Below are 25,526 nucleotides of genomic sequence, written 5' to 3'. Positions count from 1 at the left end.
ACCGGTGCCGCTCAGTCCTCTTCCATCGCCGTGTCGCAGTCCCCGCAGACCCGGTCCGCGTACCGGGGGCCGCACCAGGGGGCACCCGGGTGCTCGGAGGGCACCCACGGGGCCGCCTCCATGGCGAAGGTGTCCTTGCCGCAGAAGGTTCGCGGCCCGGGGGAGGCGGTGGTGCCGGGAGCCGCGGGTGCGGCGTGCACCCGGCGGACCGGCGCCTCGTCCGTACGGGCACCGCCGCCGACGGCGCCCGCGGTCATCGACCTGTCCAGCTCGTACACGACGACGATCCCACTCATGGCCCGACAGTACGGCCTGCGGACCGCCGGACGGCGCAAGCGGCCTCCGCCCCGCTCGTGGCGGCGCGGTCGCGAGGACGGGCGGGGCGGCAGCGGCGCCGGGGGGGCGCCCGACCGGCCCGGTCCGCCGGGCGGGCACCGAGGGTGTCGCCTGAAGGCCACCGGGTGCGGCCCCGCCGCCGGGCGCGCCCGATCCGGGTGACGCCATAGGAATCCCCTATAGGGCCTCATGGAATTTCGTCTTTGCCTCTCCTTCTTTTCCGGCCGTACCGTGAAACGAACCCGACGGGGTGCATGGCCGCCGCGATTCCTTCCACGGATCCGCGCACTGTGCGCCGGGGCGTTGATGCCTTTTTCCGTCGGGCGATGAACACGCGATCGAGAAGGAATTCTGGAATGACCTCGTACGAGAACGGCTCGGTGACGCGGGAACTCGCGGGCAAACGGGCGCTGGTCACGGGTGGTACGCGCGGGATCGGAGCGGCCGTCGTGCGCCGGCTCCTGGACGCGGGCGCCCAGGTGCTCACCACCGCACGGTCGGCGACGGGCACGGCGCCGCAGGGCGCCGCCTTCGTGCAGGCCGACGTGAGCACCCGGGCCGGGGCCGAGGCGCTCGCGTCGGCCGCGGAGGAGGTGCTCGGCGGGGTGGTGGACATCGTGGTCCACAACGCGGGCGGGGCGCGCCCTCACGAAGGCGTCCTCGCCATCACCGACGAGGACTGGCAGGACGCGCTGGACCTGAACTTCCTGGCGTCGGTGCGGCTGGACGCACTGCTGGTGCCGGGCATGCGGGAACGGCGTTCGGGCAGCATCGTGCACGTCTCGTCGGCTGCGGTCCTCACCCCCGTAGGACCGTTCCTGCACTACACCGCGGCGAAGGCGGCGCTGGAGAACTACAGCCGGGGGCTGGCCCAGGAACTGGCTCCGTCCGGGATCCGGGTCAACACCGTGACGCCCGGCAGGGTCGCCACCCCCGGCGGCGAGGCGACGCGGGAACAGTGGGCGCGCCTGAACGCGGCACCGGGCCAGGTCAACGCGGACGACACCCCGCCGCTGGGGCGCGACGGCCGGCCCGACGACATCGCCCACGCGGTGGTGTTCCTCGTGTCCGACCGGGCGAGCTGGCTGACCGGAACCAGTCTCGTGGTGGACGGCGGCGAATTCTCCCGGGGGTGACACCGGCCGACGGAAGGGGGTGCGGGGAATTCTGATGCGGTAATTCCGGTCGCGGGGATCCGGATGCGGAAAATTCCGGTACGGGAATTCCGGCCGGAATCAGGGTGCAGCGGTGTTCCGGTGCGGCGGAACCCGGGGCACCGGTTCCTGCCGGCCGTCAGGACACCGGTGAGGGGGCGGCGGAGGAGGCGGACCCGGACCAGTTCTCCTCGCGCAGAAGGTCGAGCAGGGCCGTCTCCGCCGGACCCGGGTTGTGGCGGAGAACGGCGATGACGGGCTGCGACACGGCCGGGGAGACCGGGCGGGCGAAGTGCTCGTGACCGTGCGGCACGGCGGAGGCCGGGACGAGCGTCACGCCCAGCCCGTTCGCCGCCCAGCGCACGGCCGTCGCCGTCTGGGACACGCGAGCGGCCGTGGCCGGGGCCGGACCGCTGTCCAGCAGCACGTTCGCGAGGACGCCGTCGAGCGCGCTGGCGCGGTCGAACCTCACCCACGCCTCCCCTTCCAGCTCCCGCAGCTCGACCCGGTCCGCGGCGAGTCGGGGGTGCCCGGCGCCCAGCACCACGACGAAATCCTCGTCGCCGAGGTGGTGGGCGTCGGCGGGGCTCCGCTCGCACGCCGCCATCAGGGCGAGGTCCACCACGCCCCGGCGGCACAGCCGGTCCAGCTCGGCGGAGCTGGGCTCCTCGAAGACGGTGATCTCCAGCCGCGGGAAGCGGCGGCGCAGCGCGCTGAGCGCGCGCGGCAACTGCCGTGCGCCGAAGCCCATCTGCACCACGACCACCAGCTCGCCCACCAGTTCGTCGGCGCCGGCCCGCGCTGTCGCCCTCGCCCGCCGTGACGCGCTCACCGCGACCTGGGCCTCGCGCAGGAACGCGCGGCCGACCACGGTGGGCACCAGCCCGGTCGGCGTGCGGGCGAACAGTTCCACACCGAGTTCCCGCTCCAGACCGCGGATCTGCTGGGACACCGAGGGCTGAGCGACGTGCAGCAGCTCCGCCGCGGCCGTCACCGAGCCCGCCTCGGCCACGGCCAGGGCGTACTCGAACTGGCGAAGGCTCATCGGCTTTGTCTCCTCCCTGCGCCGGCGCGAGCGCCGCTCCGTCACCGCTGTGGCAACCCGGTTCGGCCCGCGCGGATTCCCGCGGGGACCGGGACCGCCGCGCCCCGGCCGGCAGCGGCGGCGGGCCGCGTCACCGGCCCAGCCACTCCCGCAGCAGCTTCTCCCGCTCCGCCGTCCGGGGCGTGCCGTCCGCCCGGGTGCGGCCCCACTCCGACATCGCCGCCAGCGTCGTGGACATGGTCGCGGCGCCCTCGGTGAGGCGGGACAGGAGGGCCTGGGAGAGGTCGACCTCGGTCGCGGAGTAGCCGACGGCCGCGGCCGCGTAGGCCCCCAGTTCGTGCTCCCCGGCGGACGACTGCACCCGTACCGTCATCATCGGGGGCGCCTCGTCCGTCCGGCCCGGGCCCGCGGACAGGGCCAGGGTCATCACCGTGTCCACGGTCAGGTCCTTGACCACGCCGACCCGCCGCAGCAGGGACTTCACGGGGACGTCCGCGACCGTCAGGGCCCGCACGTCCTCCCACAGGTGCAGGCCCGCCTGCCCGTCGCCCAGCGCCACCACGCCGTCGGGGGTCAGACGCACCCCGGGAGCCAGACCGGACGGCTTCGCGCCCACGTACACGTCGCCCTCGGCGATCCAGAACAGGCCCACCATGGCCATGGCTTGCTCACTTCCCCCGACGCCGGCACCGCCGCCGCGTCACCCATCACGGAACAGGTCGCCCTCCGCAGCGCGCGCAGGGTCCGGGAAGACACCGCTTCCCGGCCGCAAACACGCTACCCGAACGACGAGGGGGATGTCTCTCCGGACCACCCGCCGGGCCACCCGCCGGACCGCCTCCGGGCTGCCCGCCGGTCACCTCTCCGGGCGCCCGGCGAGCCGCCGTTCACCGCGTGCGGGCGGCCGGCGCCGAAGCGGTCAGCAGGGGATCACCGGGTCGGTCTCCGAGCTGATGGAGGTGTCCTTCATGAAACCCCAGACGCCGTTGTCGGCCTTGGTCAGCAGCCAGCGGTAAGGGTGCGGCCCGCCGACGTACGCGCCGTTGTCCACGCGGCAGCTGAACCAGCTGTACGTCGTGTACATGCGGCCGACGATCGGGCCCGGGTTGTCGAAGCCGTTGTAGACGGCGGCACCGTAGACGTTGTGGCAGTAGTAGGCGGGTCCGTTGACGACGCAGGCGTCGGCGGCCGAGGCCGTGGGGGCGGACACGCCGACGAACGCCAGCGCGGCGCCGACGGCGACGGCGGCAGCGGCCCTGCGTGAGGGGTTGCGCACGGTTTTCTCCTTCGGGTGGGCGGGACGGCGGAGCGGTCAGCAGCGGGCGGAGACGGGCAGGTTGGCGTACTCGTCGCCCTTGAAGTAGACGGCGCTGCTGTAGCCGTCGGCGAAGCCGATCCAGATGTCGTTGGTGATCCCGTGGTCGGTCACCGTGTCGCCGCGCGTCCAGCAGTAGGCCGTGTACGTCCTGCCCGCGGTGAGCGTGGCCAGGTAGGCGCCGTTCTTGCTGGGAAGTTTGCGAACGTTGACGTTCTCGTACGGTACGACGGCGTAGCCGGCCGCGACGGCCGCGGGCAGCGCGGCGGCCGAGTGCCCTGCCGTGGTCAGCGGCTGGGCGTGACCGACACCGCCGGTGGCGGCGAGCAGTCCGACGGCGGCCGAGAGGCCGACGAGTCCTGTGCGTACAGCGTGCTTGGCCATGGTTCTCCTTGCCGATGGGGCTCCGGTACCGGAGCGGAAGGGACGTCGCACGGGGGAGAGGCACGACCACGCCCCGGGGGGCACGGGCCGTTCGGGCGTGGGTCGTTGGCGTGGGTCGTTCGCGCGTGGGCCGTTCCAGCGTGACACGGTCTCGGGCATCGGTCGCTTCGGACAACAGCCGTTCCGCGCCCCGGTCGTTGGGCGCGCGGCCCCGGCCCCAGCCCGGGCCGCGCCGGTGCCGGGCCGGATTCCGCCCACCCCCGTGGGGCGGCGCCCGCCGGCGCCGGCGCGGCCCTGCGGCCTGGACCGACACGCGCCGCGGCCCGTTCCTCGGCCGAGCCCTTCCCCCGGCGGCGTCCTCGGTCCCCACCAAAGTCCCGCACCGGCCCTGCAAGGACCTTGATATCTTCTTGCAACGGCGGGGCGGCCGGCGAAGAGCCGGGTCCGGCCTGCGGTGCCGCTCCGAGGGCCACACGGACGAAGGGCCTATGGGTACGCGATTCAGACTCCTGGGTGACGTCGTCATCAGCCTCGACGGATCCGACCTCGTCCCCGGCACCCCGCGCCAGCGCTGCGTCCTCGCCGTGCTGCTCCTGGAGGCCAACCGGCCCGTCCCCGTGGACGCGTTGGTGGACCGGGTCTGGGGCCAAGAGCCGCCGCCGCGCGCGGTCGCCGCCCTCTACAGCTACGTGTCCCGCCTCCGTGCCCTGCGGACCTCCCTGGCCGGACGGGCGCAGGAGTGGGACATCCTCCGCACGACGGCCGGTTACGTGCTGCGCACCGACCCGTCGACCGTCGACCTGTTCCGCTTCCGCGACCTGGTCGGGCAGGCGCGCGAGGGAGAACCGGAGGAGGCCGGTCCGAAATACGAGCAGGCGCTCGCCCTCTGGCGGGGACGGCCCTTCGCAGGTGTGAACTCCGCATGGCTCGACCGGTACCGCCTCACGCTGGAGGCCGAGCACCTGCACGCCACCGTGGCGCGGCACGATCTCCTGCTCGCCCAGGGCCTCCACGCGGAAGCCGTCCGCTCCCTGGAGGCGCTCACCGGCGACCACCCGCTCGACGAACGCCTCGCCCACCAGCACATGCTCGCCCTGTACCGCAGTGGACGGCCCGCCGCGGCCCTCACCGTCTACGAGCGGCTGCGCGGCGACCTCGTGGAGCAGATGGGAGCGGACCCGGGCCCGCCCCTCCAGGAGCTGTACCAGCGCATCCTCGCCTTCGACGACGCCCTGCACCTGCCCGCGCCCGGCCCGGCAGCCGCCACCGGTGTTCCGCCGGGCCGTGCCCCGGCGCGGGTCCCGCGCCAACTGCCCGCCGTACCAGTGGGTTTCGTCGGGCGCCAGGACGCGCTGCGGCTGCTGGACGCCCAGGCCGCACGGACCGGCCCTGACGCGCCGGGAGTCTGCGCGATCACCGGCATGGGCGGCATCGGCAAGACTTGGCTGGCCCTGCGCTGGGCCCACCAGCACATCGAGGACTTCCCCGACGGCCAGCTCCACGCCCAGCTCGACGGCTTCAGCCCGCACACCCCGCCCGCCCGCCCGGCGGACGTCCTCCAGGCGTTCCTCATGGCCCTGGGCGCCGCCGCCCACGAACTGCCCCCGGACCTGGAGGGCCGGGCGGGGCTGTACCGCACCCTCATGGACGGGCGGCGCGTCCTCGTCGTCCTCGACAACGCCCGCGACACCTCCCAGGTACTGCCGCTGCTGGCCGGGGGCGCGGGCTGCCGCACCCTGGTGACCAGCAGGAACACCCTGAGCGGTCTCAAGGTCCGGTGCGGCGCGGACTCCGTCCGGCTCGGTGTCCTGCCCGAAGCGGAATCCTCCCGCCTCTTCGCCCAGCGCGTCGGCGCCACCCGCGCGGCCCGCGAACCCGCGATGCGGGACATCGTCCGCGCCTGCTCGGGGCTGCCCCTCGCCCTCGACATCGCCGCCGCCCACGCCGTGGACCTCTCCCCGGCCTCGCTGGACCAGCTCGCCCAGGACCTGCTCGACCCCCGCACCCGCCTCGACGCCCTCGACGCGGGCGACGTGTCCCTCAACCTGCGCGCCCTGTTCACGTCGTCCGAACAGGCCCTGGAACCCCCGGCCGCGCGCCTGCTGAACCTGTTCGGGCTGGTACCCCACCAGGACGTCTCCCTCGCCGCGCTCGCCCATCTGGCCGGCCGCACGCCCGCGCACACCCGGGGCACCCTGCGCAGACTGGAGGAGGCCTGCCTGGTACGGGAGAACCGCCCCGGGCGCTACCAGATGCACGACCTGGTCCGGCTGTACGCGCGGGAAGGGGCGGCCCGTCTGGCGGCCGGCCGGCGCGACGAACTGACCGGGCGCCTGGTCGGCTTCTACGTCCGCACCGCCCACGCGGCGCACAGCGCCCTGGACCCGCACCGCACCGCGCAGGACCCGCTGGGCGTCGCGGACCAGGGCCCGGCCCCGCTCTCGTTCGACGACGCCGACAGCGCCCTGGCCTGGTTCGAGGACGAGTACGCCTGCCTCCAGGAGATCGTCACGACGACCCGGCGGATCGGGGCGCACCTGCAGCTGTGCCGGCTCGTCTGGTCGCTGCACACCTTCCGCTGGCGGCGCGGACTCTTCGCCGAGAGCATCCAGGCCTGGCACCTGGCCCTGGACGCGGCGCGCGCGATCGAGGACGCCTCCCTCACCGCGCACACCCGCCGGCGGCTGGCCGTCGCCCTGGCCCAGGCCGGACGCCACGAGGAGGCCCTGCCCCATCTCGACGCCGCCCTGGTCCACTTCACCGACCACGACGACCTGCCGGGGCGCACCCGGTCGCACCACGCGCTCGCGGAGGTCCACGTGCGCCTCGACGCCCACGAGAGGGCCCTGCCGCACTTCGCGCAGGCGGTCGAGGGGTACCGGCGGCTGGGGGACCAGGTCGGTGAGGCCAACGCCCTCAACGGGACCGGGTGGGCCCTCGCCCGCCTCGGCCGGTACACCAGCGGCGAGGAGCACTGCCTGCGGGCGCTGCCCCTGCTGCGGCTCCACGACGACGGCGAGGGCCAGGCCGCCACCTGGGACACCCTGGCCCACATCGCCTGGCGCACCGGACGGACGGAACGCGCCTGCTACGCCTACCGCCAGGCCCTCGCCCACTTCCAGGCCATCGGGAACGCCAACCGGGAGGCCGACACCTGGTCCGACCTCGCGGACATCCACGCCGAGCGCGGCGACCTCGTACAGGCCCGCGCCGCGTGGACCACCGCGCTGCGGCTCTACCGGAGCCAGCACCGCGCCGACGACGCCCGGCGCGTCGCCGCGCACCTGGCCGAGCACGCCGGGCAGTGAGCGGCCCAGGGGGCCGGGCGACCGGTCACCCCCGTCCGCGGGCGGGCCGGCCCGGGTGAGCCGGCCGCCCCGCCGTGCCGGTCACTTCCGCCAGAAGAGGTGGTGCGTCACGCCGCTCGGGCTCGGTACGACGTCCAGGTGGTAGCGGTCGAGCAGTTCCTCCGGCGACTCCCACAGCCGCAGCCCGGACCCGAGCTTCACCGGGGAGACCGCCACGTGCAGGGTGTCGATCAGACCGGCGTCGAGGAACTGGCGGACGGTGGTGACCCCGCCGCCGAGCCGTACGTCCTTGCCCCCGGCCGCCTCCCGCGCCCGCGCGAGCACCGTCGCCGGGTCCCCCTCGACGAAGTGGAAGGTGGTGTCGGAGAGCGTGAAGGAGGGACGCGGGTGGTGGGTCAGGACGAACACCGGTGTGTGGAACGGCGGTTCGTCGCCCCACCAGCCGCGCCACTGGTCGTCCTGCCAGGGCCCGCGCTGCGGCCCGAACTTGTTGCGGCCCATGATCTCCGCGCCGATGTTGTGCGAGAAGTCGCGCGTCAGGTAGTCGTCGAGGCCGCGGCTGCCTCCGGGCTCGGTACGCACGGGCCAGCTCGCCGTGGCACCGGCCCACGCGAACAGCCGCCTGTGGTCGACGTGGCCGAACGGCCGCTCCAGGCTCTGGTCCTCACCGGCGGCGACGCCGTCGCTGGAGACGTTGAAGTTCTGGACTTTCAGCAACTGGGTCACGTGTTCCTCCTGGGCGGGCGATGACAGGGACGAAGACTCTCCGGACGGCGGAATCTCATCGCTGCCTCACCGGCCGGGGTGCACCGCCTGCACTCCGGTGCCGGAGTACGCCTTCGGGGTCAGGGTCAGGAGGAAGCGCCCCGTGGGGTGGGCGGCCGACGGCCGGGCGGCGTGGATGGCGTGGACGGTGGCCCACGGGTGGCCGAAGCGCAGCAGTTCGGTGGCGGTGACGGCGGCGTCGGTGTCGAACGCCTCCAGCCGGATGAACCGCAGCCCCTTGATGTAGCTGAACAGGCCGGGCCGCTCGGCGTCGCCCGCCGTGAGCGACAGGACCGGCGCGTACAGGCTGCCGAGGCCGCCGGACGCCTGGACGTAGAAGGCGGCGACGGCCTCGTTGAACGGGTCCTTCGGGTCGTACAGGGCCGTGGCGGTGGTGTGGTCCAGGACGACCGCGATCGCCGCCACTACGCGGCGGCCTGCGGGCTGTGCGGTCCTGCTCCCAGCCGCTCCAGCAGGGCCCGGGCCCTCGCCTCGGCCTCGGGGCTCGGCGCGCTGCCGAGGGCGGAGGCCAGCTCGGCGCGGGCCAGCTCGGCGCGTTCCGCGTACTCGGCCTGGGTCGGAGTGCCCTGCGCCAGCTCCTCGACCAGGCTCCGGATGGTCGTCCCGTGCTCGGCGGCGAGCCGGGCGAGCCGGTCCCGCGCGGCGGTGCTCACCTTGATGCTCGTCTCGTCTGCTGCCATGCCCCGAGTCTACCGCGATCCTCTACCAGGAGTAGAGGATCGCGGTGGGGGTGGGGGTATGGGGCCGGTGGCCGCGGTGGAGAGTGAGGAGGGTGAGGTGCCGGAGGGGCTGGTCGGTCTCGTCGGCCCCGGCCTGCGCGGCGGCAGCGGCGCGTTCGTCCACCGGCTGCTGCCCGCCGGCTGCGGGCGCGCAGTCGTGGCCGGCGCCGCCGGCGCCGTCGGCCGCGGGCCTTCGGCGCGCCGGGACCGCACCGCCTGCGCGTCACCCGCTCCGTGGCCGCCCTGGCCTCCTGCGGACTCCTGCCGCGTCGCGGTCGAGGCCGGATCAGCCGGATCGCCCGTGGACCCCCGTGATCGACCGCGGGCCCCCGTCGATCACTCGACGGCTGCCGGGTCGAGCTGCTGCCGGTACTTCCGGGCCGTGTCCATCAGCGCGTCGAGCGCGTCCCGGGTGTGCAGGAGGTCGGTGATGTGCTCGTTGAGCCGTTCGCGCTCCTCGGCCATGCGCTCCAGTGCGGCGTCGGAGTTTTCCAGGCTGGGTGCCTCGACGCACGGCAGCAGGCCGGCGATGGTCCGGCTGGACAGGCCCGCGGCGTACAACCGCTGGACGAACTCGACCCGTTCGACCTCCTGCTGCGTGTAGTGCCGCTGCCCTCCGGCGCTGCGGGTGCTGCGCAGCAGTCCCTGCTCCTCGTAGTAGCGCAGGGATCGCACGCTCACTCCCGTGCGCGCTGCCAGCTCCCCGATCCGCATGCGCCCCTCCTGGTGTGACCTGCACCACAGCTCTTGCATCTGACATGGATGTCAGGTTCTAGCGTAACTGCCGTGCCCGAGATCCGGGCACGGCGGATCGCTACGGAGTCCTGACGTGACAACCCTTTTCGACAGCTACCGGCTCGGTGACCTGACGCTGCCCAACCGGGTGGTGATGGCCCCGATGACCCGGGTCCGGGCCGCCGCCGGCGGGCTGGCCACCCCCTCGATGGCGACGTACTACGCCCAGCGGGCCACGGCAGGGCTGATCGTGACCGAGGGGGTGCAGCCCAGTGTGATCGGGCAGTCCAATCCGGGCACGCCGGGACTGCACACCGACGAGCAGGTCGCCTCCTGGCGTCCGGTGACCGCGGCCGTGCACGCCAACGGCGGCCGGATCTTCGCCCAGATCATGCACGGCGGTCGGGTCTCCCACCCCGACACCACCGGAACGCGGCCGGTCGGACCCTCGGCCTTCCCCGCCACCGGCGAGGTGTTCACCCCGAGCGGGCCCCAGCCCGCGCCCGTCCCGCGCGCCCTGGACACCGCCGAGGTGCCCGGGCATGCCCGGTCGTACGCCGAGGCGGCCCGGCGCGCCGTCGACGCCGGCTTCGACGGCGTGGAACTGCACGGCGCCAACGGCTACCTGATCTCGCAGTTCCTCTCCTCCAACGCCAACCTCCGCACGGACCGCTACGGCGGCCCGGTGGCCAACCGGATCCGGTTCGCGGTCGAGGCGGTGTCCGAGACCGTCGAGGCGGTGGGCGCCGCCAGGACCGGCATCCGTCTCTCCCCGGGCGGAACGTTCTGGGGCGTCGAGGAGACCGACGTGCCCGAGCTGTACACCGCGCTCCTGAGCGAACTGGCCCGGCTCCGGATCGCCTACGTCCACCTGGAGGCCACCGCCGACGAGGACGTGCTGCTCGGTCTGCGCCGCGCCTGGCCGGGCACCCTCGTCATGAACCCGGTGCTCCCGATGGGGCCCAAGCAGACCGGCCGCACCGACGCCGACCACTGGCTGGGCCTGGGCGCCGAACTCATCAGCTTCGGCCGCGGCTTCATCGCCAATCCCGACCTGGTGGAACGCCTGCGCACCGGCGTCCCCCTCGCCCCCGTCGACGAGGCGACGTACTACCAGGGCGGCGACGCCGGCTACCTGACGTACCCGGCCTACCAGTACACGGTCTGAGCGCACCCGCCGCACCGGCACAGCCGTCCGCCGCCCGCGGCGCCGGCCGGGGGAAGGCGGACGGCCCCGAGGGAGCGGGGGTAAGGTGCGGCCGTGGAACGGATCTTGGTGGTGGGCTCCACGGGCGCGGGCAAGTCCACGCTCGCCCGTGCCCTCGGGGTGCGCCTGGGGCTGCCGTACCACGAGATGGACGCGCTGTACTTCGCCGGCCCCGGCTGGGCCGTCAACGGGGAGCTGGCCGAGGACGTGGCGCGGATCACCGCCGGGCCGTACTGGATCACCGACTCCCTCGGCTGTCCGGAAGTCCGTGACCTGCTGTGGGGCCGGGCCGACACGGTGATCTGGCTGGACTATCCCCGCCGCGTCATCATGCCCCGCGTCCTGCGCCGGTCCGTCCGCCGCACCGTCACCGGCGAGCTGCTCTTCGGCGGCAACAAGGAGACCTGGGCGGGCTGGCTGAGCCGGGAACACCCGGTGTGGTGGTCCTGGTCCCAGTACCGCACCCGCCGCCGCGACATCGCGCTCCGCCTTCGCGATCCGCGTTTCGCGTCCCTGCGGACCCTCCGCTTCAACCGCCCCGAGGAGACCGCGGCCTGGCTGGCCTCCCTCTGACCTCGGCCCACGCCGGCGCGCGTACGCCCGCCCCCGTGGAGGGGCAGGCCGGGAGCCGGCCGGCGGCCGGTCTGCCGGGCGAGTCCGGCGGGGCGGGGATCAGCGGCGGGCCGCGTCCGCGCAGGGCCGGTTCACCGGCGGCCCGGGAGCGTCGCGAGCGCCTGCGACCGCTGGGCGACCAACTCGTCGTAGGTGCCGTCGCGTTCGGCCCACCGGTGCATCAGGACGCCCTGGACGAGTACTTCGCGCGGCGTGGGCTCGGCGGCGAGCAGGTCCATCACCTCGCCGGCGAACTCGGCCAGTCCGAGCGCGCGGGGGTTGAGCCGCGCCTGCTCCGGGGTGGTGGCGACCGCCGGAGGGACGAGTTCGCAGACCTCGACGCCGGTGCCGTCCAGTTGCGCGCGCAGCGCCTCGGAGTAGGCGTGCACGCCGGCCTTCGAGGCGGCGTAGGCCGGCAGGAGCGGGAACGGCAGGAACCCGATGCCCGAGGTCACCGTGACGAAGGTGCCCGCGCCGCGGCCGATCAGGTGCGGGGTGAACGCGTCGACGACGCGGATGGTGCCGAGGAGGTTGGTGTCGATGGTGCGCTCCGTGACGCTGAAGTGCGCGGGGTCGCGCAGATCCTCGGGGAGCATGACGCCGGACATCGTCACGACGGTGTCGAGGTCCGGGTGACCGGCCAGGACCGTGTCGCGGGCGCGGTCGACGCTCTCCTGGTCGGTCACGTCGACGGGAACGGTGGCGAACCCCTCCGCCGAGAGCCGGTCGAGCAGGTCGGTGCGCCGTCCGCCGATGACGACGGTGCTGCCGGCCGCGGCGAAGCGGCGGGCGAGTTCGAGGCCGATGCCCGAGGTGGCGCCGGCGATGAGGACGGTGCGGCGGGTGATGTCCATGGACTGTGCTCCTGCTGGGGTCGCCGGCTGCGGGGAACCGGTGTCCGCGGTCGATGAGTGCGGGTGATGCTCCCCAGCGTGCACCTGATCTCCGGCCGCAGGCAGTGCCCCCGTCTCCCTGGGTCCTGCCAGGGCCACCCTCCGACGCGAACGCAGGACCGCGAACGCAGGACCGCGAACGGAGGGCCCCGCTCAGGGACTCAAGGGACTGTCTTCCGGGGTGCGGGCTGTGACCTCAGCCGGTGAAACCCCTGCCCCGGCTCGGGCACGCCTCAGAGCTGCGAATGAAAGCGGACCCCGGCGGGCGGCGCCCGGCACGCGCTTCGCCGCGTTGCCGGAAGGTCCTGGTAGCTCCGCTACGAGGACCTTCCGGCGCTTTGCGAACGCACGGACCGGACACCGCCCGCTGACCGGAACCCACTTCTGTTCGCAGCTCTTGACCGCGCGGCGTCCGGACGAGCGGTAAGTCGCCGGGAACTCTGTTCCCGATGATGCCAACGCCCCTTCCGAGGTCCGTCAGCAGCCTTTGTTCTGCGCACTGCACATGCTCAGCGCGGAGGCTCTCCTGGCTACGGCAGCACACGTCCGGGGGATCACGGACGACGCCTCGGCCGGTGTCCGACGTCAAGCATCAACTCAGCCCATTTCCTGCACCTTGCTGACCTGTTCCGGCATCGCCGGGACCGACGCTGGGGTCAGGAGTCCGCGTTCCTTGAACACTTCGCGCACGGTGTGCATGGCGTTGAGTGAGCGCGCGAAACCGCTGTACACACACGTGTGCACAACCGTCTCAATGATTTCAGACGGAGCGACACCCTGGTTGAGGGCTCCGTTCACGTGAGCGGTTATCTCTTTTGCGCAGTCGCCCATGGACGCCAGAATGGCGAGGGTGATCAGAGATCGCTTTTCGGCAGAGAGACCTGGCCGTGAGTAGACGTCCCCGTAAGCGAACTCTGCCACATACCGGGAGAGATCGGGTGCTATTTCGGAGATGGGGCCGAGTACGGCATCCGCCTGGACGCCGAAAGTCCTCTCGATGATCTCCGTCCCTCGCGTGAAGCGCTGTGCACTCTCATTACCGGACACGTTCCCCTCCTACTTATTCCTGTTGTTCGACAGCCTAGAACTACAGATGTGACTGCCCGGCGGCGAGGTTGTCTAGTCGCGGGTTTCCGCCCAGTTCCTGCCATGGATCCACCGGCACGCGCACAAGAAGCGAAGCACTCTTTTCGTAACAGCGTCCGATGATTTCATCGAAGTTCGAGAGGTCCGGTTCGAGATCCACCGCGTCCCACCCGTACGCGCGTGCCGCTGCGACGTGGTCCACCCTTTTAAGGGTTCCATGCCACTTTCGGGGCGCGGTGTCCGGCATGATCCGCACCAGCCCTTGATTGACGATCGCGTACGACTGATTATCGATGATGAAAAGACGCAGCCCGAGTCCCGCGCACTGCGGGAGGGCGCCGGCATACATCTGATAGCACCCGTCTCCCGAGAAGCAGAAGACTGTACGGTCGGGAGTGGCAAGCTTCGCGCCCACAGCCATACCGAAGGCTCCACCCATGGCAGATCCCTGATATGCCGAGTAGAACCGAATTTTCGGGTTGCGGCGCTGGGTCACGTATTGCCGGTCTTTATAGGCGAGGCACACGTCATCGAACCCGATGGAGTTCGGCCGTGCTGTCTCGTGGATCCGCGTCAGGAACGCCGCGAAGTCGACGTTTCCCGGAGCGGGTTCCGGGCGTTCTTTGGCCGTGTTCAAGGATGCGGGGGCAGTCTGGGCGGTGGCGGGGGCGCAGCGCTTTCTACAGTGGGCCAAGAGCGCTCGCAAGAGAGCACCGATGTCACCTCGTACCCGACGGTACTCATGGTTGCATCGGCGTGAGAAGTCGCCGTCCACCGCGCCGTACGGAGACTCCCAGCTGGTGAGGTGGTACACCACTCCGGCATCTATTTTCTGCAGGTTGAGGATGTACTCGCCCGGCTCGAACCCGAGGCTCAACACCACGTCGTCGGGTCCGAGGGACGCCCACAGCGCATTTGCTGAATCGTTTCCTCCAAACCCTATGTGACCGTACCCGAGATCATTTTCCGGATCTGTCCCCCAGGCGCCGTTCACGGTCCACACAAGCGGGGCGCCGAGGGCCTCGGAGGCGAGGCTCGTGAGTATCGGCATCTCCGGGTGACGAGCTGCTTCGTCAGTCACCAGTATGACCACGCGTCGTCCCTCGGCCGACCTGACGAAGTCTTCGGGGAACGATGAGGGCGGGACACTCGTCCTCGTGTCCGCCGGCTGGGCGGAGCTCGCCATCTCCTTGAGGGGCGGACAGGGCCGGCTGAGCACATCGGGGTGGAACGCGACGACGACGGGCCTGCTCCTGTCCAGGGCCGATTTAATATGCCTCACGTGATCGAGAAGGTGTTCAGGATCCGCATCCTTCACGTGAATGCAGTCGTCTCCGAACTCGGCACGCAATTGTTTCATAATTGACATGCCGTGGATCGATACATCCTGTAGCGGAGATTCCTCTTGTGTGGACTTGGAGTTCAGGGCGACCAGGTAGACAGCCGGCACGTTATGAAATTTCGCATCACTCATCCCGCTGCCGGCAAGTTTGGTCGCCGCTCCGGTGGTGGTGATGCAGGATGAAACCCTGCCTGAAGCTATGTGATAGCCCAGGGGAACAAATCCCGCAACGTACTCGGGGATGGTGAAAAAGTGCGGAACGCCCCTCTCGGGTACTTGGTCATCCACAGGTTCGAGCATCCGGGTGAGGTGAATGACACCGCCCCCGTTCACACCCGCATAACACTCCACACCCAGCTCCCGCAAGGCGTTCACCAGTTCCGAAAATCCAGTGCCTGGCTCGGGCTCCTCGATTGGACGAGTGATTCTGGGTGGCGTATCCCGAACGCTGATGAGTGACAATTTAAGTTGACCTCTCGGGTGTTTCGCACACGTCCTGAAAAAGGCTGGGCCGTCTGAAAGTGATTATCTATCACTGAGGGGGTCCGTGCAAGAGTGTTGTTTGTTAAACTTGTGTTCTTCGGTGGTCCAAGTGAATGATCGCGATTGCACACCAGGGTGACAGAAGTGTCCTTTGAGGTGCTTTGGTCGAAATTGCGAATCGACTTCCGGTGGGATGCGGTTGCTTACGAGGTTTCTGTGCCCTTGACGCATTTGCATTTCCCTGTACCGGTATCACGCTGCAACTCGGTGCCGCGGAGAGGCAGGGGGCTGCAGCCGGTGCTCAAGGCAGCGGCCGTGCTGTCACCATGTCGGGCCGGATCCGCTCCGCGGCGGACAGGGCGGACCGGGAGAGCGGTGTCTTCATGCGGGGGGATTGTTCCCTGCGGCGACCCGGCGACGGTCCCACGGGGCCGGCCCGTTCAGGCGGCCGGTGCGCCGAAGGCGCGTGCCGCGGCGAACATCGCCTCCACGGCCCGCTCCACGCTGATCTGGCCGTTGCCCGCCACGATGTGCAGGCCGTAGGCGTCCTCCAGGGCCACGAGGTTCAGGGCGGCCGTCGACGGGTCCAGGGTCAGGCGGAAGGCGCCGGCCTCCACGCCCCGCTCCAGCACCGTGCGGTACGTGGCCAGTTGCCGCTCGTACATCGACTCGACCAGGGTGCTGTGCAGCGGCGAGCTGCCCGCCACCACGTCGAACTCGTACAGCAGGCGCATCAGCGCGTCGTCGGGGCCCGTCGGCAGCCCGGCGCGGATCGTCTCGCCCAGCAGCCGCGCGGGGTCCTCGACGGTGTCCCGCAGTGCGTCCCGCCGGTCGCAGAAGCGTTCCATGCCCGCGCGGTAGGCCTCCCTCAGCAGGGCGTCCAGGTCGTCGTAGTAGTACAGGACCGCCCCGCGCGTCAGTCCCGCCCGGCGGGCCACGTCCGCGAGCGAGAGGGAACGCAGCCCGGTGCTGGCGGTCGTGTCGATCACCGCCTGGATGAGGTGGGCGCGGCGTTCTTCCTGGTTCTTGGGGCGGGCCATGCCTTGACAGTAGCCGAGATCCTCATGACACTCGACCCATTCTTTGACGCCTGTGACAAATAATGCGCGCACCGTCTCGGCGTGCTCCGCCACCCCTGCGTGGCGTGCCCCCGCCACCCCCGCGTGGCGTGCCCCCAGAACCGAGGACCACCATGCTCGACACCCTGATCACCGGCGCTCGTGTGCGCACGTTCGACGACGCCCGCCCCTGGGCCGGCGCCGTCGGCATCACCGGCGGGCGCATCGCCTTCGTCGGCGAGGAGGCCGACGCTCCCGCGGCCCGTGAGCACCGCCGCCTGGACGGCGGCCTCCTGACCCCGGGCATCATCGACAGCCACAACCACCTGCTGCTCGGCTTCGACCTCGACGCCGTCAGCCTCGAAGGCGCCGAGACCCTCGAAGAGGTCCGCCGCCGCATCGCCGAACTCGCCGCCGCCCGCCCGGACCTGACCTGGATCTGCGCCGAGAACGCCGTGTACTCGGTGGTCCCCGGCCGCCGCCCCGCCGCCCGCGACCTGGCCGGCCTCACCTCCCGCCCCGTCTTCGTCACCACCTACGACCAGCACTCGGTGTGGCTCAACGACGCGGCCGTGCGCGCGCTCGGTCTCGACGACGGGGGCGACATCCCCTGGGGCCGCCCGGAGCGCGACGCCGACGGCCGCGCGACCGGCTGGGTCACCGACTTCTACACCAGCGCCATGACCACGGCGGGCCTGGCCGGGCTCCAGCGCGACATCCCCATGTACTCGCCCGAGCGGCGCTACCGCAAGCTGCTGGGCAGTCTGGAGATGGCCACCGCCGCCGGCATCACCACCGTGGTGGAACCCCAGGTCCCGCTCGCCGAGACCGGCCTGTTCCAGCGCGCCCGGGACGAGGACCGTCTCAGCTCCCGCGTCATCGCCGCGCTCTTCCACCCCATGGGCTCCGACGGCGCGTTCCGGCAGCGGCTGCGCGCGGCGGCCGACGCCGCCCCCGGCGGCGACCGCCTGGCGTTCGGCCCCGTCAAGCTCTACGCCGACGACGTCATCGAACCCCACAACGCCTGGATGCTGGAGGACTACGCCAACCGGCCCGGACACCGCGGCCACCCCTCCGCGCCGCTCGGTGAACTCACCCAGGTCATCACCGAACTGGACCGCCTCGGCTTCCAGACCCACACGCACGCCACCGGCGACGGCGGCATCCGCCTCGCCCTGGACGCGATCGAGCACGCGACCCGGACCAACGGCACCCGCGACCGACGGCACGGGATCGTGCACGTCGAGTGCCTCGCGCCGGAGGACCTGCCGCGCTTCGCCCGGCTCGGCGTCACCGCCGCCATGCAGCCGCGCCACTGCTCCCCGGACCTCGTGGCCGGGACCTGGATGGAGAACATCGGCGAGGCCCGCTGGGACCGCGCCTGGCGCCTGCGCTCGCTCATGGCCTCCGGCGCGCACGTGGCGCTCTCCAGCGACTGGCAGGTGGGGGAGATGGACCCGCTGGTCGGGTTCTACTCCGCCCTGACCCGGGCCGGGCTCGACGGCAGGGACGCCTGGACCCCGCAGGAGCGCCTGGGGCTCGACGACACGCTGCGCGGTTACACCGCCGAAGGCGCCTGGGCCTGGCACCGCGAGGCCGAGTACGGCATCGTCCGCGAGGGCGCCAAGGCGGACCTCGTCGCCTGGTCCGCGGACCTCTACGCGCTCGAAGGCGACCCGGCGGCGCTGCTCCAGCAGCGCGCCGAGGTCACCTGGGTGGGCGGCGAGGTCGTCCACGAGGCCGCCACGGCGCGCGCCACCGCGGGCCACTACGGCGCGCCCACCTCCTGCTCCGCCCACTCCACCCACGCCGAAGGCGGCCATGCCCATGCCTGACGTCCCCGCCGAACCTGCCTCGCGGGCCGCCGAACCCTCCTCGCGGACCACCCGGCCCTCCTCGGGGCCCGCCGATCTCTCCTCGCCGGCCAACGGTCTCCCGCACCGGGCAACCGGCTTGTCCGCGCGGACCACCGGCCTTCCCCCGCAGACCGCCGGGCCCTCCTCGCACACCCAGGGCTCCTCCCCGCAGGCCGCCGAAGGCACCGCGGCCCCCGCGGGCCGGTCCCGGGGCGGCGAGGGCGGTGCGCTGCTGCGCCGCACCCTGCGACTGCGCCACATCGTCTTCCTCGGCCTGGCCTTCATGGCGCCGCTCGCGGTGTTCGACACCTTCGGCCTGGTCTCCGAGGCGACCGACGGCCATGTGCCGCTCGCCTACCTCACCGTCCTCGTCGCGGTCGGGCTCACCGCGCTCAGCTACGCGCGGATGGCCCGCCGCATCACCTCCGCCGGGTCCGTGTACACCTACGCGGGCAAGGCGCTCGGGGCGCCCGTCGGCTTCCTGGTCGGCTGGTCCGCCACGCTGGACTACGTCCTGCTGCCGATGCTCAACGCCCTGCTGGCCGCGATCTACATGGGCGCGGTGGTGCCCGGCGTCCCGGCGTGGGTGTGGGTGCTGTCCACCGTCGTGGTCTGCACCGCGCTGAACCTGGTGGGCGTCCGACTGGCCGCCAAGGTGAACGTGGCGCTCGTCGCCGTCCAGGCCGCCGTGGCCGTCGCGTTCCTCGTTTTCGCCGTACGTGCCGTCGTCACCCACGGCGAGTCCTTCGGGACCACCGGGTTCCGCCCGACCACGGTGCCGCTGCCCGACCTGCTGAGCGGGGCGTCGCTGCTGGCACTGTCCTTCCTGGGGTTCGACGCCGTCTCGACCCTGTCCGAGGAGGCCGAGCGGCCACGCCGGGACATCCCGCGGGCCATCCTGCTCATCGTGGCCGCCGCCGGGGTGTTCTTCCTGGCCGTCACCTACGTCATGCAGACGCTGTTCCCGGACGTCTCGGCCGTGGGCGACATCGTGGGCGCCTCTCCGGAGATCGCCGAGTACATCGGCGGTGCCGCGTTCCAGGCGGTCTTCGTGGGCGGTTACCTCACCGCGGTGCTCGGGTGCGGACTGACCCAGCAGATGAGCGCGGCACGGCTGCTCTTCGCGATGGGCCGTGACGGCATGCTGCCGCGCGCGGTCTTCGGGCGGCTCGATCCGCGCACCGGCGTCCCGGCCGTCAACGTGGTCCTGGTGGGCCTGGTCGCCGCCTCCGCCGTCTTCCTCGACCTCGGCAGCGCCGCCTCGCTGATCAACTTCGGTGCCTACGTCGCCTTCGCCGCGGTCAACGTGGCGGTGATCGGGTTCTGGGTGCGCGACCGGCGCGCGGGGCGCCCCGAGGCACGCGGAGCCGTTGCCGCCGCGCTGCAAGTGCTGCTGCCGGCCCTCGGGTTCGTCGTGAACGTAGCGCTGTGGATCAGCCTGGACACCCCGGCCAAGACCGTGGGCATCGTCTGGGCGGTGCTGGGCGTGGGGATCCTCGCCCTGCGCACGGGCGGGTTCCGCCGCCCCGCGCGGACGGTGAACCTGGAGGAGTGAGCGGCGGGCCGGACGGCCCGTCACCGGCGAACAGGCGTCGCGCGCCGGTGGTCGTCCGACGGCGGCCGGGTGCGGGTGGCGGGCAGAGGCGCCGGGAACCGGCTGCCCCGCCGACCGCCGACCGCCGACCGCCGGACACCGGCCGCCCTGCTCCGGGTCTCCCGCCTCCGGATGTCCGGTGCTCCTGGGCCTGTCGTCACATTCCCGCCTGCCCCGCGACGCCCGGCACGCCCTCTCGCCGCACCGCGCGAAAGCCCGAGTACGCCCAGTACGAGGACTTCCGCCCGGCACGCCGAGAGCACGCACCGGACGCCGCAGGCCCGCCCTCCGGGCGACGACGGGAATGTGACGACAGGCCCAGGCCGGTGAGCCGGTGGCGCCCTTGCGCCGGCCGAGTCCCCTGTAGTGGGGTGTCGCCCATGACAAGGAGAAGCATCGCGGCAGTGGCCGCGGCCATGACGGTGGCCGCCCTCCTGGCGGCGGGCGTACACGGACAGCGCGCGCAGGCCGCCGAGCCGGGCGGCGGTGACGCGCCGTCCCCCGCCGGCGCGCCGCTCCTGCGCGGAGTGGACCTCGACACGGTGACGATCCCCGAATTACAGGCCCGGATGAAGCGCGGGTCGCTGACCTCGACGGCGCTGACCCTGGCGTACCTGCGACGGATCAGGACCGTCGACCCGAAGATCAACGCGGTGCTGCGGACCAGCCCGACGGCCCTGTGGCAGGCGGCGGCCAGTGACGTCCGGCACCGCCGCGGCACGGTCCGCGGTCCGCTCGACGGCATCCCCGTCCTGCTCAAGGACAACGTGAACACCCGCGACATGCCGACGACGGCCGGCTCGCTGGCGCTGGCCGGGAAGCCGCCGGGCACGGACGCGGACCTCGTCCGCAAGCTGCGGGCGGCCGGCGCGGTGATCCTCGGCAAGACCAACATGTCCGAGTGGGCCAACTTCCGCGCCGCGAAGCCGACATCGGGCTGGTCGGCGGTGGGCGGGCAGACGAACAACCCGTACGTCCTGGACCGCAACCCCTGCGGCTCGTCCTCGGGTTCGGCCGCCGCGCTCGCCGCCTCCCTGGCCCAGGTGGCGATCGGCACGGAGACGGACGGCTCCATCGTGTGCCCGGCCGGGATGAACGGGGTGGTCGGTCACAAGCCGAGCCTCGGGCTGGTCAGCCAGGCGGGCGTCGTCCCGATCTCCGCCGAGCAGGACACGGCCGGCCCGATGGCGCGCAACGTGACCGACGTCGCGCTCACCCTCGCCGTGCTCTCCGGCGACGACACCGCCCGCACCGCGGACGCCGCCCGCCTAACGGACCCGGCGTTGCGGACCGCCGGGCTGCGCGGCAAGCGGATCGGCCTGTGGCGGCTGCCCTCGCTCGGCACGGACGTGGACGCCCTGATGACCCGCACGGCGGCGCGGCTGCGCGCGGCCGGAGCGGAGGTCGTCGAGGTGACCCCGCCGTACCAGGACCGTCTCGCGGAACTGGAGTTCCCGGCGCTGCTGAGCGAGTTCCACCGGGACATCGACGCCTACCTCGCCACCCGCGAGGGGCCGCGCGACCTGGCCGCGCTGGTCGAGTTCAACCGTACCCACCCCGCCGAGCGGTCCTGCTTCGCCGGACAGGAACTGTTCGAGCAGGCGCTGGCCGCACCGGCGACCACCGATCCGCGGTACCTGGCCGTGCGCGCCGAGCTGAAGGACCTCTCCCGGCGGTCCATCGACGAGACACTGGCCGCGCACCATCTGGACGCCATCGCCTCGCCGACGAACCCGCCCGCCTGGACGACCGACTGCGCGCGCGGCGACAACGACGTGATCCCGTCCTCCACCCCGGCCGCCGTGGCCGGTTACCCGTCCCTGTCCGTGCCCGCCGGGTTCGTGGGCGAACTGCCGGTCGGTCTGCTCCTGATGACCGGGGACCACCGGGACGCCGAACTGCTGTCCCTGGGAGCGGCGGTGGAGCACCGTCTGGACGGCCGGCGGCCCCCGCGCTACCTGCCCACGGCACCGGCCGGCGCCGCCGGCTGACCGGCACGCGAGGCCGGCGCCCGCTCACCGACGGGGCGCCGGCACCGCGGGAACGCCGCACAACCGGGGGTTTTCCCCATGGGAGGCGGAGACGGTGCTGCGTAGGATCGCGATGACCGAACACCGGCCGTCCGACACGGATGACCGGACATCATCCGATCCGGATGACCCGGCGCCCGTCATCCGATCCGGATGACCGGTCACCGGTCGTCCGACTCGCTCCGTACGGGGGATCTCATGCGACGCCGACCGGCACACGCCGTCACCGTGGTGGCCTTGGCCGCTCTCGCGGCAGGCGGGCTCTGCGCCTGCTCGGCCATCGGGCAGAAGAGTTTCGAGGACGACGCCCAGGTGCCTCAGAAAGTCACCTCCGTCCGCCTCGACAACAGCGACGGCGGGGTGAAGGTGGGCACTTCGGCGGGCGTCTCCACCGTCACCGTGCACCGCCGGGTCTCCTACCGGGGCGACAAGCCGAAGGGCACGTCCGTCCGGGTCGTGGACGGCGTCCTGACCCTGTCCGGCTGCGGCAGTCACTGCGGCATCGACTACGTCGTGACCGTGCCCGCCGCGCTCCCGGTGAGCGGGGGAACGTCCAACGGCGGCCTCACCCTGACCGGCATGAGCGCGGTCGACGTGCACACGAGCAACGGCCGGATCACGGTGGACGGCGCGAGCGGCCCGGTGAAGCTGCTGACGTCCAACGGTGAGGTCCGTGTCAAGGGCACCAGGGGCGGCGTGGACGCGCGGACGTCCAACGGCGGGGTGACGATCGAGACGGCCACACCGCAGAACATCAGGGCCCGCACGACGAACGGCAGCCTCAGCGTCACCGCCCCGCCCGCCAAGTACCAGGTGCGGGCGGACAGTTCGCACGGCGAGCGGAAGGTGGCCTTCGCGAACGACCCGTCGGCCACGTACCGCCTGGACCTGTCGACGACGAACGGTGACCTGACGGTGAAGCAGGCCGGTTAGCGGGCCGGCCGGACGGACGCGCAGGCACGGCCGGCCGCAGGGCCGTCGGACCGTCAGGGGTGAGGTCCCCGTCCAGCCTCTGGAGATGCTCAAGTCGCTTGCCGCGGGGCGTGCGTAGCGGGCACGGTGAAGCGCATGGCAGGACTCACGGGACTGAACAAGAAGCAAGACTTCGTGCTGGTCATCAGGGACGCCGACGTGGTCGGGGCGGCACTGCGTCAGGCACTGGCCGAGGCCTCGCCCGAGGAGCGCCCGGGACTGGAACGCGCCGCCGCGCTCGTACGGTCCACCGCCGCCGCCACCGAGAGCGCACTGCGCGCCGACTGGGTCCGATCCCGGCTGGCCGAGGTCGGCTTCACCGGGGACATCGGCTCGATCGCGGCGGTGAAGGCGCTGCGGCAGGCGGAGCCGAAGCTGAGCCTGGTGGCGGCGGTGAGCCTGCAGAAGGATGCCGTCGGCCACCCGGAGTGACCCGCGCCCGGACCACGGCTACAGCAGGGCCGCCTGCGGGGACTCCTCCACCAGGCGGGCCAGCGCCCGCTCGTCCGCCTCGGAGGCGGGCATGAACACCACCAGATGCTGGCCCGGCGCCTCCGCCACGTCCAGCTTGGTGTAGTTCAGGTCCAGCCGCCCGGCCGCCGGGTGGCTGAAGCGCTTCATGGTCGGCCGGAACGCCCGCACCGGATGCTCGGACCACAGCGCGCGGAACTGGCTGCTGGACGTGGTCAGGGTCTCGATGAGCGCGGCGGTCCGCGGATCGTCGGGCTGCCGGCCGACGGCGATGCGGAACTGGCCCAGGATGTCGCGGACCTCGTTCTGCCAGTCGACCAGGAGCGACTGCATCTGCGGGCGGGTGAACAGCAGCCAGATGCTGTTGCGTTCCTCCTGCGGCAGCTGTTCCAGGCCCCCCACCAGGGAGGCGTAGGCGCGATTGGCGGCCAGCACGTCCCAGCGGTCGTTGATGACGTGCGCCGGATTGGGGTCGAGCGTCTCCACCAGCTTGCGCAGGGTCGGGTTGACCACCGCGGGCTCGGGCCGCTCGGCGGGCAGGGCAGTCTCCGCCAGCGTGAACAGGTGCCGCCGCTCGGCCGGGGTCAGCTGGAGCGTCTGGGCGAGCGCTTCGAGGACCTGCCGGCTCACCCGGATGTCCCGGCCCTGCTCCAGCCACGTGTACCAGGTCAGGCTCACCCCGGAGAGCTGCGCGACCTCCTCGCGGCGCAGGCCCGGCGTGCGGCGCCGCGGCCCGGGGTTCAGCCCCAGCCGTTCGGGGGAGAGCGACTCCCGCCGGGATCTCAGGAACGCCGCCAGAAGCTCTCGCTGCATGCCGGCCATCAAAGCATCCCCCTCCGGGCGGTGTCCTGGTGCTCATTACACCAGCATGATTGGCCCTCTGTACCCCCTTCGCGCGAGGCGCCACTCTCTTGGTGTGACCACAAAATCGACCACCCCGGGAACGAACAGCCCCACCGCGGCACCGGCCTCCGCACCCGCCTGGGGAAAGCCCGTCGCCGTCCTCGCCCTCGGCTCCTTCGCCATGGGCACGGACTCCTTCGTCCTGGCCGGCATCCTGCCCCAGATCGCGGGCGGCCTGCACGTCTCCACCGGCGAGGCCGGGCAGACCATCACCGCGTTCGCCCTGACCTACGGCCTGGCGGCGCCCTTCCTGGCCGTCCTGACCAGCCGGCTGCCCCGCAAGCCCCTGCTGGCCGTCGCGCTCGCGCTGTTCGTCCTCGCCAACCTCGCCTCCGCCGCCGCACCCAATCTGCCGCTGCTGCTGGTGGCACGGGTCGTCGCCGGCCTGGGCGCGGCCCTGTACACGCCGAACGCCTCCGCGGCGGCCGCGGCGCTCGCCGGGCCCGCCGCCCGCGGACGGGCCCTGTCGGTGATCCTGGGCGGCCTGACCGTCGGCACCGTCTTCGGCGTCCCCGTCGGTACGGCCATCGGACAGCACGTGTCCTGGGAGGCCAGCCTCGTCTTCGTCGCCGCCGTCGGCGCACTGGCACTGCTCGGCGTCCTGGTGGTGCTGCCCGGCCTGCCGATCCCGCCGGCGATCCCCCTCGCCCAGCGGTTCGCCGTCCTGGCCAACCGCCGGGTCGTGACCATGGTGGTATTCATGCTCCTGGCCAGCGGCGCCAGCATCATGGTCTACACCTACACCGCGACCGTGCTCGCCGAGATCGCCGGCATCCACGGCACGGCACTCGCCGCGGCGCTGCTCGCCTGGGGCTTCGGCGGCATCTTCGGCTCCTTCGGCAGCGGCTTCCTCACCGACCGCCTGGGAGCCGCACGCACCCTCACCTGCGCCGTCGCCCTGCTCATCGTCACGCTCGCCCTGCTGACGGTCTGCACCTCGCTCGTGCCCGTCATCATCGTCATGGCCCTCAACGGGGCCGCCGGCTGGGCGGTGGCCACCCCGAACAACCACCGGCTGACCGAGCTGGTGCCGACGCTGCCCAGCGTCGTCATCTCCTTCAACTCCTCCGGCATCTACCTCGGTCAGGCGCTCGGTGCGGCCCTCGGCGGCATCCTGGTCGACCACGACATCTCGGCCCGGGCCCTGTGCCTGACCGGCGTCGGCATCGCGGTGGTGGCCGGCGTGGTGCACGCCCTGATCCCCCGCCAGGTTCCGGAGCCCCGGAACTGACGGCCG

The 25,526-nt window shown here is 72.3% G+C and carries 25 protein-coding genes; 10 read left to right on the top strand and 15 right to left on the bottom strand.

Annotation, left to right across the window (positions count from 1 at the left end):
* Positions 1–11: 11 nt before the first annotated feature.
* Positions 12–296 (bottom strand): hypothetical protein, encoded by a 285-nt coding sequence (locus tag AC6I72_RS34470; RefSeq protein WP_498005394.1) that lies wholly within the window; start codon positions 294–296, stop codon positions 12–14.
* 396 nt (positions 297–692) lie between these two features.
* On the opposite strand from AC6I72_RS34470, the gene AC6I72_RS34465 reads away from it, so the two are divergent.
* Positions 693–1,472: an SDR family oxidoreductase gene (locus AC6I72_RS34465; RefSeq protein WP_498005393.1), complete on the top strand. Its 780-nt coding sequence runs from the start codon at positions 693–695 to the stop codon at positions 1,470–1,472.
* Between the two features lie 157 nt (positions 1,473–1,629).
* On the opposite strand, the gene AC6I72_RS34460 is transcribed toward AC6I72_RS34465, so the two are convergent.
* The 4 genes from AC6I72_RS34460 to AC6I72_RS34445 form a co-directional block, all read right to left on the bottom strand.
* On the bottom strand, positions 1,630–2,535 hold the full coding sequence (locus tag AC6I72_RS34460) for a LysR family transcriptional regulator (protein WP_498005392.1): 906 nt from the start codon (positions 2,533–2,535) through the stop codon (positions 1,630–1,632).
* Positions 2,536–2,665: 130 nt separating this feature from the next.
* Entirely contained in the window at positions 2,666–3,196 is a 531-nt protein-coding gene (locus AC6I72_RS34455) for a hypothetical protein (RefSeq protein ID WP_498005391.1), read from the bottom strand.
* 258 nt (positions 3,197–3,454) lie between these two features.
* Positions 3,455–3,811: a hypothetical protein gene (locus AC6I72_RS34450; protein WP_498005390.1), complete on the bottom strand. Its 357-nt coding sequence runs from the start codon at positions 3,809–3,811 to the stop codon at positions 3,455–3,457.
* A 36-nt stretch (positions 3,812–3,847) separates the two neighbouring features.
* Positions 3,848–4,234 carry an SH3 domain-containing protein gene (locus AC6I72_RS34445; RefSeq protein WP_498005389.1) on the bottom strand — a complete coding sequence of 129 codons (387 nt, stop codon included), beginning with the start codon at positions 4,232–4,234 and terminating at the stop codon, positions 3,848–3,850.
* 488 nt (positions 4,235–4,722) lie between these two features.
* Between AC6I72_RS34445 and AC6I72_RS34440 the strand changes: the two genes are divergently transcribed.
* The gene (locus AC6I72_RS34440; protein ID WP_498005388.1) at positions 4,723–7,542 is read left to right on the top strand and encodes an AfsR/SARP family transcriptional regulator; all 2,820 of its coding nucleotides are present in this window, start codon (positions 4,723–4,725) and stop codon (positions 7,540–7,542) included.
* 81 nt (positions 7,543–7,623) lie between these two features.
* Here AC6I72_RS34440 and AC6I72_RS34435 read toward each other — a convergent pair whose 3' ends face one another.
* From AC6I72_RS34435 to AC6I72_RS34415, 5 genes are all read right to left on the bottom strand, one after another.
* The gene (locus AC6I72_RS34435) at positions 7,624–8,268 is read right to left on the bottom strand and encodes a dihydrofolate reductase family protein (RefSeq protein ID WP_498005387.1); all 645 of its coding nucleotides are present in this window, start codon (positions 8,266–8,268) and stop codon (positions 7,624–7,626) included.
* A gap of 66 nt (positions 8,269–8,334) precedes the next feature.
* Positions 8,335–8,733 (bottom strand): PIN domain-containing protein, encoded by a 399-nt coding sequence (locus AC6I72_RS34430; RefSeq protein WP_498005386.1) that lies wholly within the window; start codon positions 8,731–8,733, stop codon positions 8,335–8,337.
* Positions 8,733–9,008 (bottom strand): hypothetical protein, encoded by a 276-nt coding sequence (locus AC6I72_RS34425; RefSeq protein ID WP_366723119.1) that lies wholly within the window; start codon positions 9,006–9,008, stop codon positions 8,733–8,735. Before AC6I72_RS34425 ends, AC6I72_RS34430 begins: the two co-directional genes overlap by 1 nt.
* 22 nt (positions 9,009–9,030) lie before the next feature.
* On the bottom strand, positions 9,031–9,171 hold the full coding sequence (locus AC6I72_RS34420; protein ID WP_498005385.1) for a hypothetical protein: 141 nt from the start codon (positions 9,169–9,171) through the stop codon (positions 9,031–9,033).
* A gap of 212 nt (positions 9,172–9,383) precedes the next feature.
* On the bottom strand, positions 9,384–9,761 hold the full coding sequence (locus AC6I72_RS34415) for a MerR family transcriptional regulator (RefSeq protein WP_498005384.1): 378 nt from the start codon (positions 9,759–9,761) through the stop codon (positions 9,384–9,386).
* Positions 9,762–9,876: 115 nt separating this feature from the next.
* Between AC6I72_RS34415 and AC6I72_RS34410 the strand changes: the two genes are divergently transcribed.
* Together AC6I72_RS34410 and AC6I72_RS34405 are read left to right on the top strand one after the other, a co-directional pair.
* Positions 9,877–10,950: an alkene reductase gene (locus AC6I72_RS34410; protein WP_498005383.1), complete on the top strand. Its 1,074-nt coding sequence runs from the start codon at positions 9,877–9,879 to the stop codon at positions 10,948–10,950.
* Between the two features lie 93 nt (positions 10,951–11,043).
* Positions 11,044–11,562: a P-loop NTPase family protein gene (locus AC6I72_RS34405; RefSeq protein ID WP_498005382.1), complete on the top strand. Its 519-nt coding sequence runs from the start codon at positions 11,044–11,046 to the stop codon at positions 11,560–11,562.
* Between the two features lie 131 nt (positions 11,563–11,693).
* On the opposite strand, the gene AC6I72_RS34400 is transcribed toward AC6I72_RS34405, so the two are convergent.
* From AC6I72_RS34400 to AC6I72_RS34385, 4 genes are all read right to left on the bottom strand, one after another.
* Positions 11,694–12,455, bottom strand: coding sequence for an SDR family oxidoreductase (locus tag AC6I72_RS34400; protein WP_498005381.1), 762 nt, complete (start codon positions 12,453–12,455; stop codon positions 11,694–11,696).
* Between the two features lie 636 nt (positions 12,456–13,091).
* Positions 13,092–13,541 carry a carboxymuconolactone decarboxylase family protein gene (locus AC6I72_RS34395; protein WP_498005380.1) on the bottom strand — a complete coding sequence of 150 codons (450 nt, stop codon included), beginning with the start codon at positions 13,539–13,541 and terminating at the stop codon, positions 13,092–13,094.
* Between the two features lie 40 nt (positions 13,542–13,581).
* Positions 13,582–15,297 carry a thiamine pyrophosphate-dependent enzyme gene (locus tag AC6I72_RS34390; RefSeq protein WP_498005379.1) on the bottom strand — a complete coding sequence of 572 codons (1,716 nt, stop codon included), beginning with the start codon at positions 15,295–15,297 and terminating at the stop codon, positions 13,582–13,584.
* A 548-nt stretch (positions 15,298–15,845) separates the two neighbouring features.
* Positions 15,846–16,445, bottom strand: a complete 600-nt coding sequence (locus AC6I72_RS34385) for a TetR/AcrR family transcriptional regulator (RefSeq protein WP_498005378.1) — start codon at positions 16,443–16,445, stop codon at positions 15,846–15,848.
* A gap of 152 nt (positions 16,446–16,597) precedes the next feature.
* On the opposite strand from AC6I72_RS34385, the gene AC6I72_RS34380 reads away from it, so the two are divergent.
* The 5 genes from AC6I72_RS34380 to AC6I72_RS34360 all read left to right on the top strand — a co-directional run bounded on the left by AC6I72_RS34380 (position 16,598) and on the right by AC6I72_RS34360 (position 23,347).
* On the top strand, positions 16,598–18,298 hold the full coding sequence (locus AC6I72_RS34380; RefSeq protein WP_498005377.1) for an amidohydrolase: 1,701 nt from the start codon (positions 16,598–16,600) through the stop codon (positions 18,296–18,298).
* Positions 18,291–19,874 carry an APC family permease gene (locus tag AC6I72_RS34375; protein WP_498005376.1) on the top strand — a complete coding sequence of 528 codons (1,584 nt, stop codon included), beginning with the start codon at positions 18,291–18,293 and terminating at the stop codon, positions 19,872–19,874. The genes AC6I72_RS34380 and AC6I72_RS34375 overlap by 8 nt, the downstream gene beginning before the upstream one ends.
* A 419-nt stretch (positions 19,875–20,293) precedes the next feature.
* Positions 20,294–21,904, top strand: a complete 1,611-nt coding sequence (locus tag AC6I72_RS34370; RefSeq protein ID WP_498005375.1) for an amidase — start codon at positions 20,294–20,296, stop codon at positions 21,902–21,904.
* Positions 21,905–22,141: 237 nt separating this feature from the next.
* A complete protein-coding gene (locus AC6I72_RS34365; RefSeq protein ID WP_498005374.1) occupies positions 22,142–22,876 on the top strand; it encodes a DUF4097 family beta strand repeat-containing protein in 735 nt (244 codons plus the stop codon).
* A 135-nt stretch (positions 22,877–23,011) separates the two neighbouring features.
* Entirely contained in the window at positions 23,012–23,347 is a 336-nt protein-coding gene (locus tag AC6I72_RS34360; protein WP_498005373.1) for a hypothetical protein, read from the top strand.
* An 18-nt stretch (positions 23,348–23,365) separates the two neighbouring features.
* On the opposite strand, the gene AC6I72_RS34355 is transcribed toward AC6I72_RS34360, so the two are convergent.
* On the bottom strand, positions 23,366–24,199 hold the full coding sequence (locus tag AC6I72_RS34355) for a helix-turn-helix transcriptional regulator (RefSeq protein ID WP_498005372.1): 834 nt from the start codon (positions 24,197–24,199) through the stop codon (positions 23,366–23,368).
* A 103-nt stretch (positions 24,200–24,302) separates the two neighbouring features.
* Between AC6I72_RS34355 and AC6I72_RS34350 the strand changes: the two genes are divergently transcribed.
* A complete protein-coding gene (locus tag AC6I72_RS34350) occupies positions 24,303–25,520 on the top strand; it encodes an MFS transporter (protein ID WP_498005371.1) in 1,218 nt (405 codons plus the stop codon).
* Positions 25,521–25,526: the final 6 nt, after the last annotated feature.

The sequence above is a fragment of the Streptomyces sp. Xyl84 genome (assembly GCF_059731885.1).
The sequence above is the reverse complement of the archived record's forward strand: the minus strand, read 5'-3'. Positions and strand labels throughout refer to the sequence as shown.

Excerpts from the sequence above, each read along its gene's own strand:
- AC6I72_RS34370 (WP_498005375.1), top strand. The coding sequence starts at position 20,294 with ATGACAAGGAGAAGCATCGCGGCAGTGGCCGCGGCCATGACGGTGGCC.
- AC6I72_RS34445 (WP_498005389.1), bottom strand. The coding sequence starts at position 4,234 with ATGGCCAAGCACGCTGTACGCACAGGACTCGTCGGCCTCTCGGCCGCC.
- AC6I72_RS34470 (WP_498005394.1), bottom strand. The coding sequence starts at position 296 with ATGAGTGGGATCGTCGTCGTGTACGAGCTGGACAGGTCGATGACCGCG.
- AC6I72_RS34465 (WP_498005393.1), top strand. The coding sequence starts at position 693 with ATGACCTCGTACGAGAACGGCTCGGTGACGCGGGAACTCGCGGGCAAA.
- AC6I72_RS34385 (WP_498005378.1), bottom strand. The coding sequence starts at position 16,445 with ATGGCCCGCCCCAAGAACCAGGAAGAACGCCGCGCCCACCTCATCCAG.
- AC6I72_RS34380 (WP_498005377.1), top strand. The coding sequence starts at position 16,598 with ATGCTCGACACCCTGATCACCGGCGCTCGTGTGCGCACGTTCGACGAC.
- AC6I72_RS34425 (WP_366723119.1), bottom strand. The coding sequence starts at position 9,008 with ATGGCAGCAGACGAGACGAGCATCAAGGTGAGCACCGCCGCGCGGGAC.
- AC6I72_RS34400 (WP_498005381.1), bottom strand. The coding sequence starts at position 12,455 with ATGGACATCACCCGCCGCACCGTCCTCATCGCCGGCGCCACCTCGGGC.
- AC6I72_RS34360 (WP_498005373.1), top strand. The coding sequence starts at position 23,012 with ATGGCAGGACTCACGGGACTGAACAAGAAGCAAGACTTCGTGCTGGTC.
- AC6I72_RS34460 (WP_498005392.1), bottom strand. The coding sequence starts at position 2,535 with ATGAGCCTTCGCCAGTTCGAGTACGCCCTGGCCGTGGCCGAGGCGGGC.
- AC6I72_RS34415 (WP_498005384.1), bottom strand. The coding sequence starts at position 9,761 with ATGCGGATCGGGGAGCTGGCAGCGCGCACGGGAGTGAGCGTGCGATCC.
- AC6I72_RS34440 (WP_498005388.1), top strand. The coding sequence starts at position 4,723 with ATGGGTACGCGATTCAGACTCCTGGGTGACGTCGTCATCAGCCTCGAC.
- AC6I72_RS34375 (WP_498005376.1), top strand. The coding sequence starts at position 18,291 with ATGCCTGACGTCCCCGCCGAACCTGCCTCGCGGGCCGCCGAACCCTCC.
- AC6I72_RS34455 (WP_498005391.1), bottom strand. The coding sequence starts at position 3,196 with ATGGCCATGGTGGGCCTGTTCTGGATCGCCGAGGGCGACGTGTACGTG.
- AC6I72_RS34365 (WP_498005374.1), top strand. The coding sequence starts at position 22,142 with ATGCGACGCCGACCGGCACACGCCGTCACCGTGGTGGCCTTGGCCGCT.
- AC6I72_RS34355 (WP_498005372.1), bottom strand. The coding sequence starts at position 24,199 with ATGCAGCGAGAGCTTCTGGCGGCGTTCCTGAGATCCCGGCGGGAGTCG.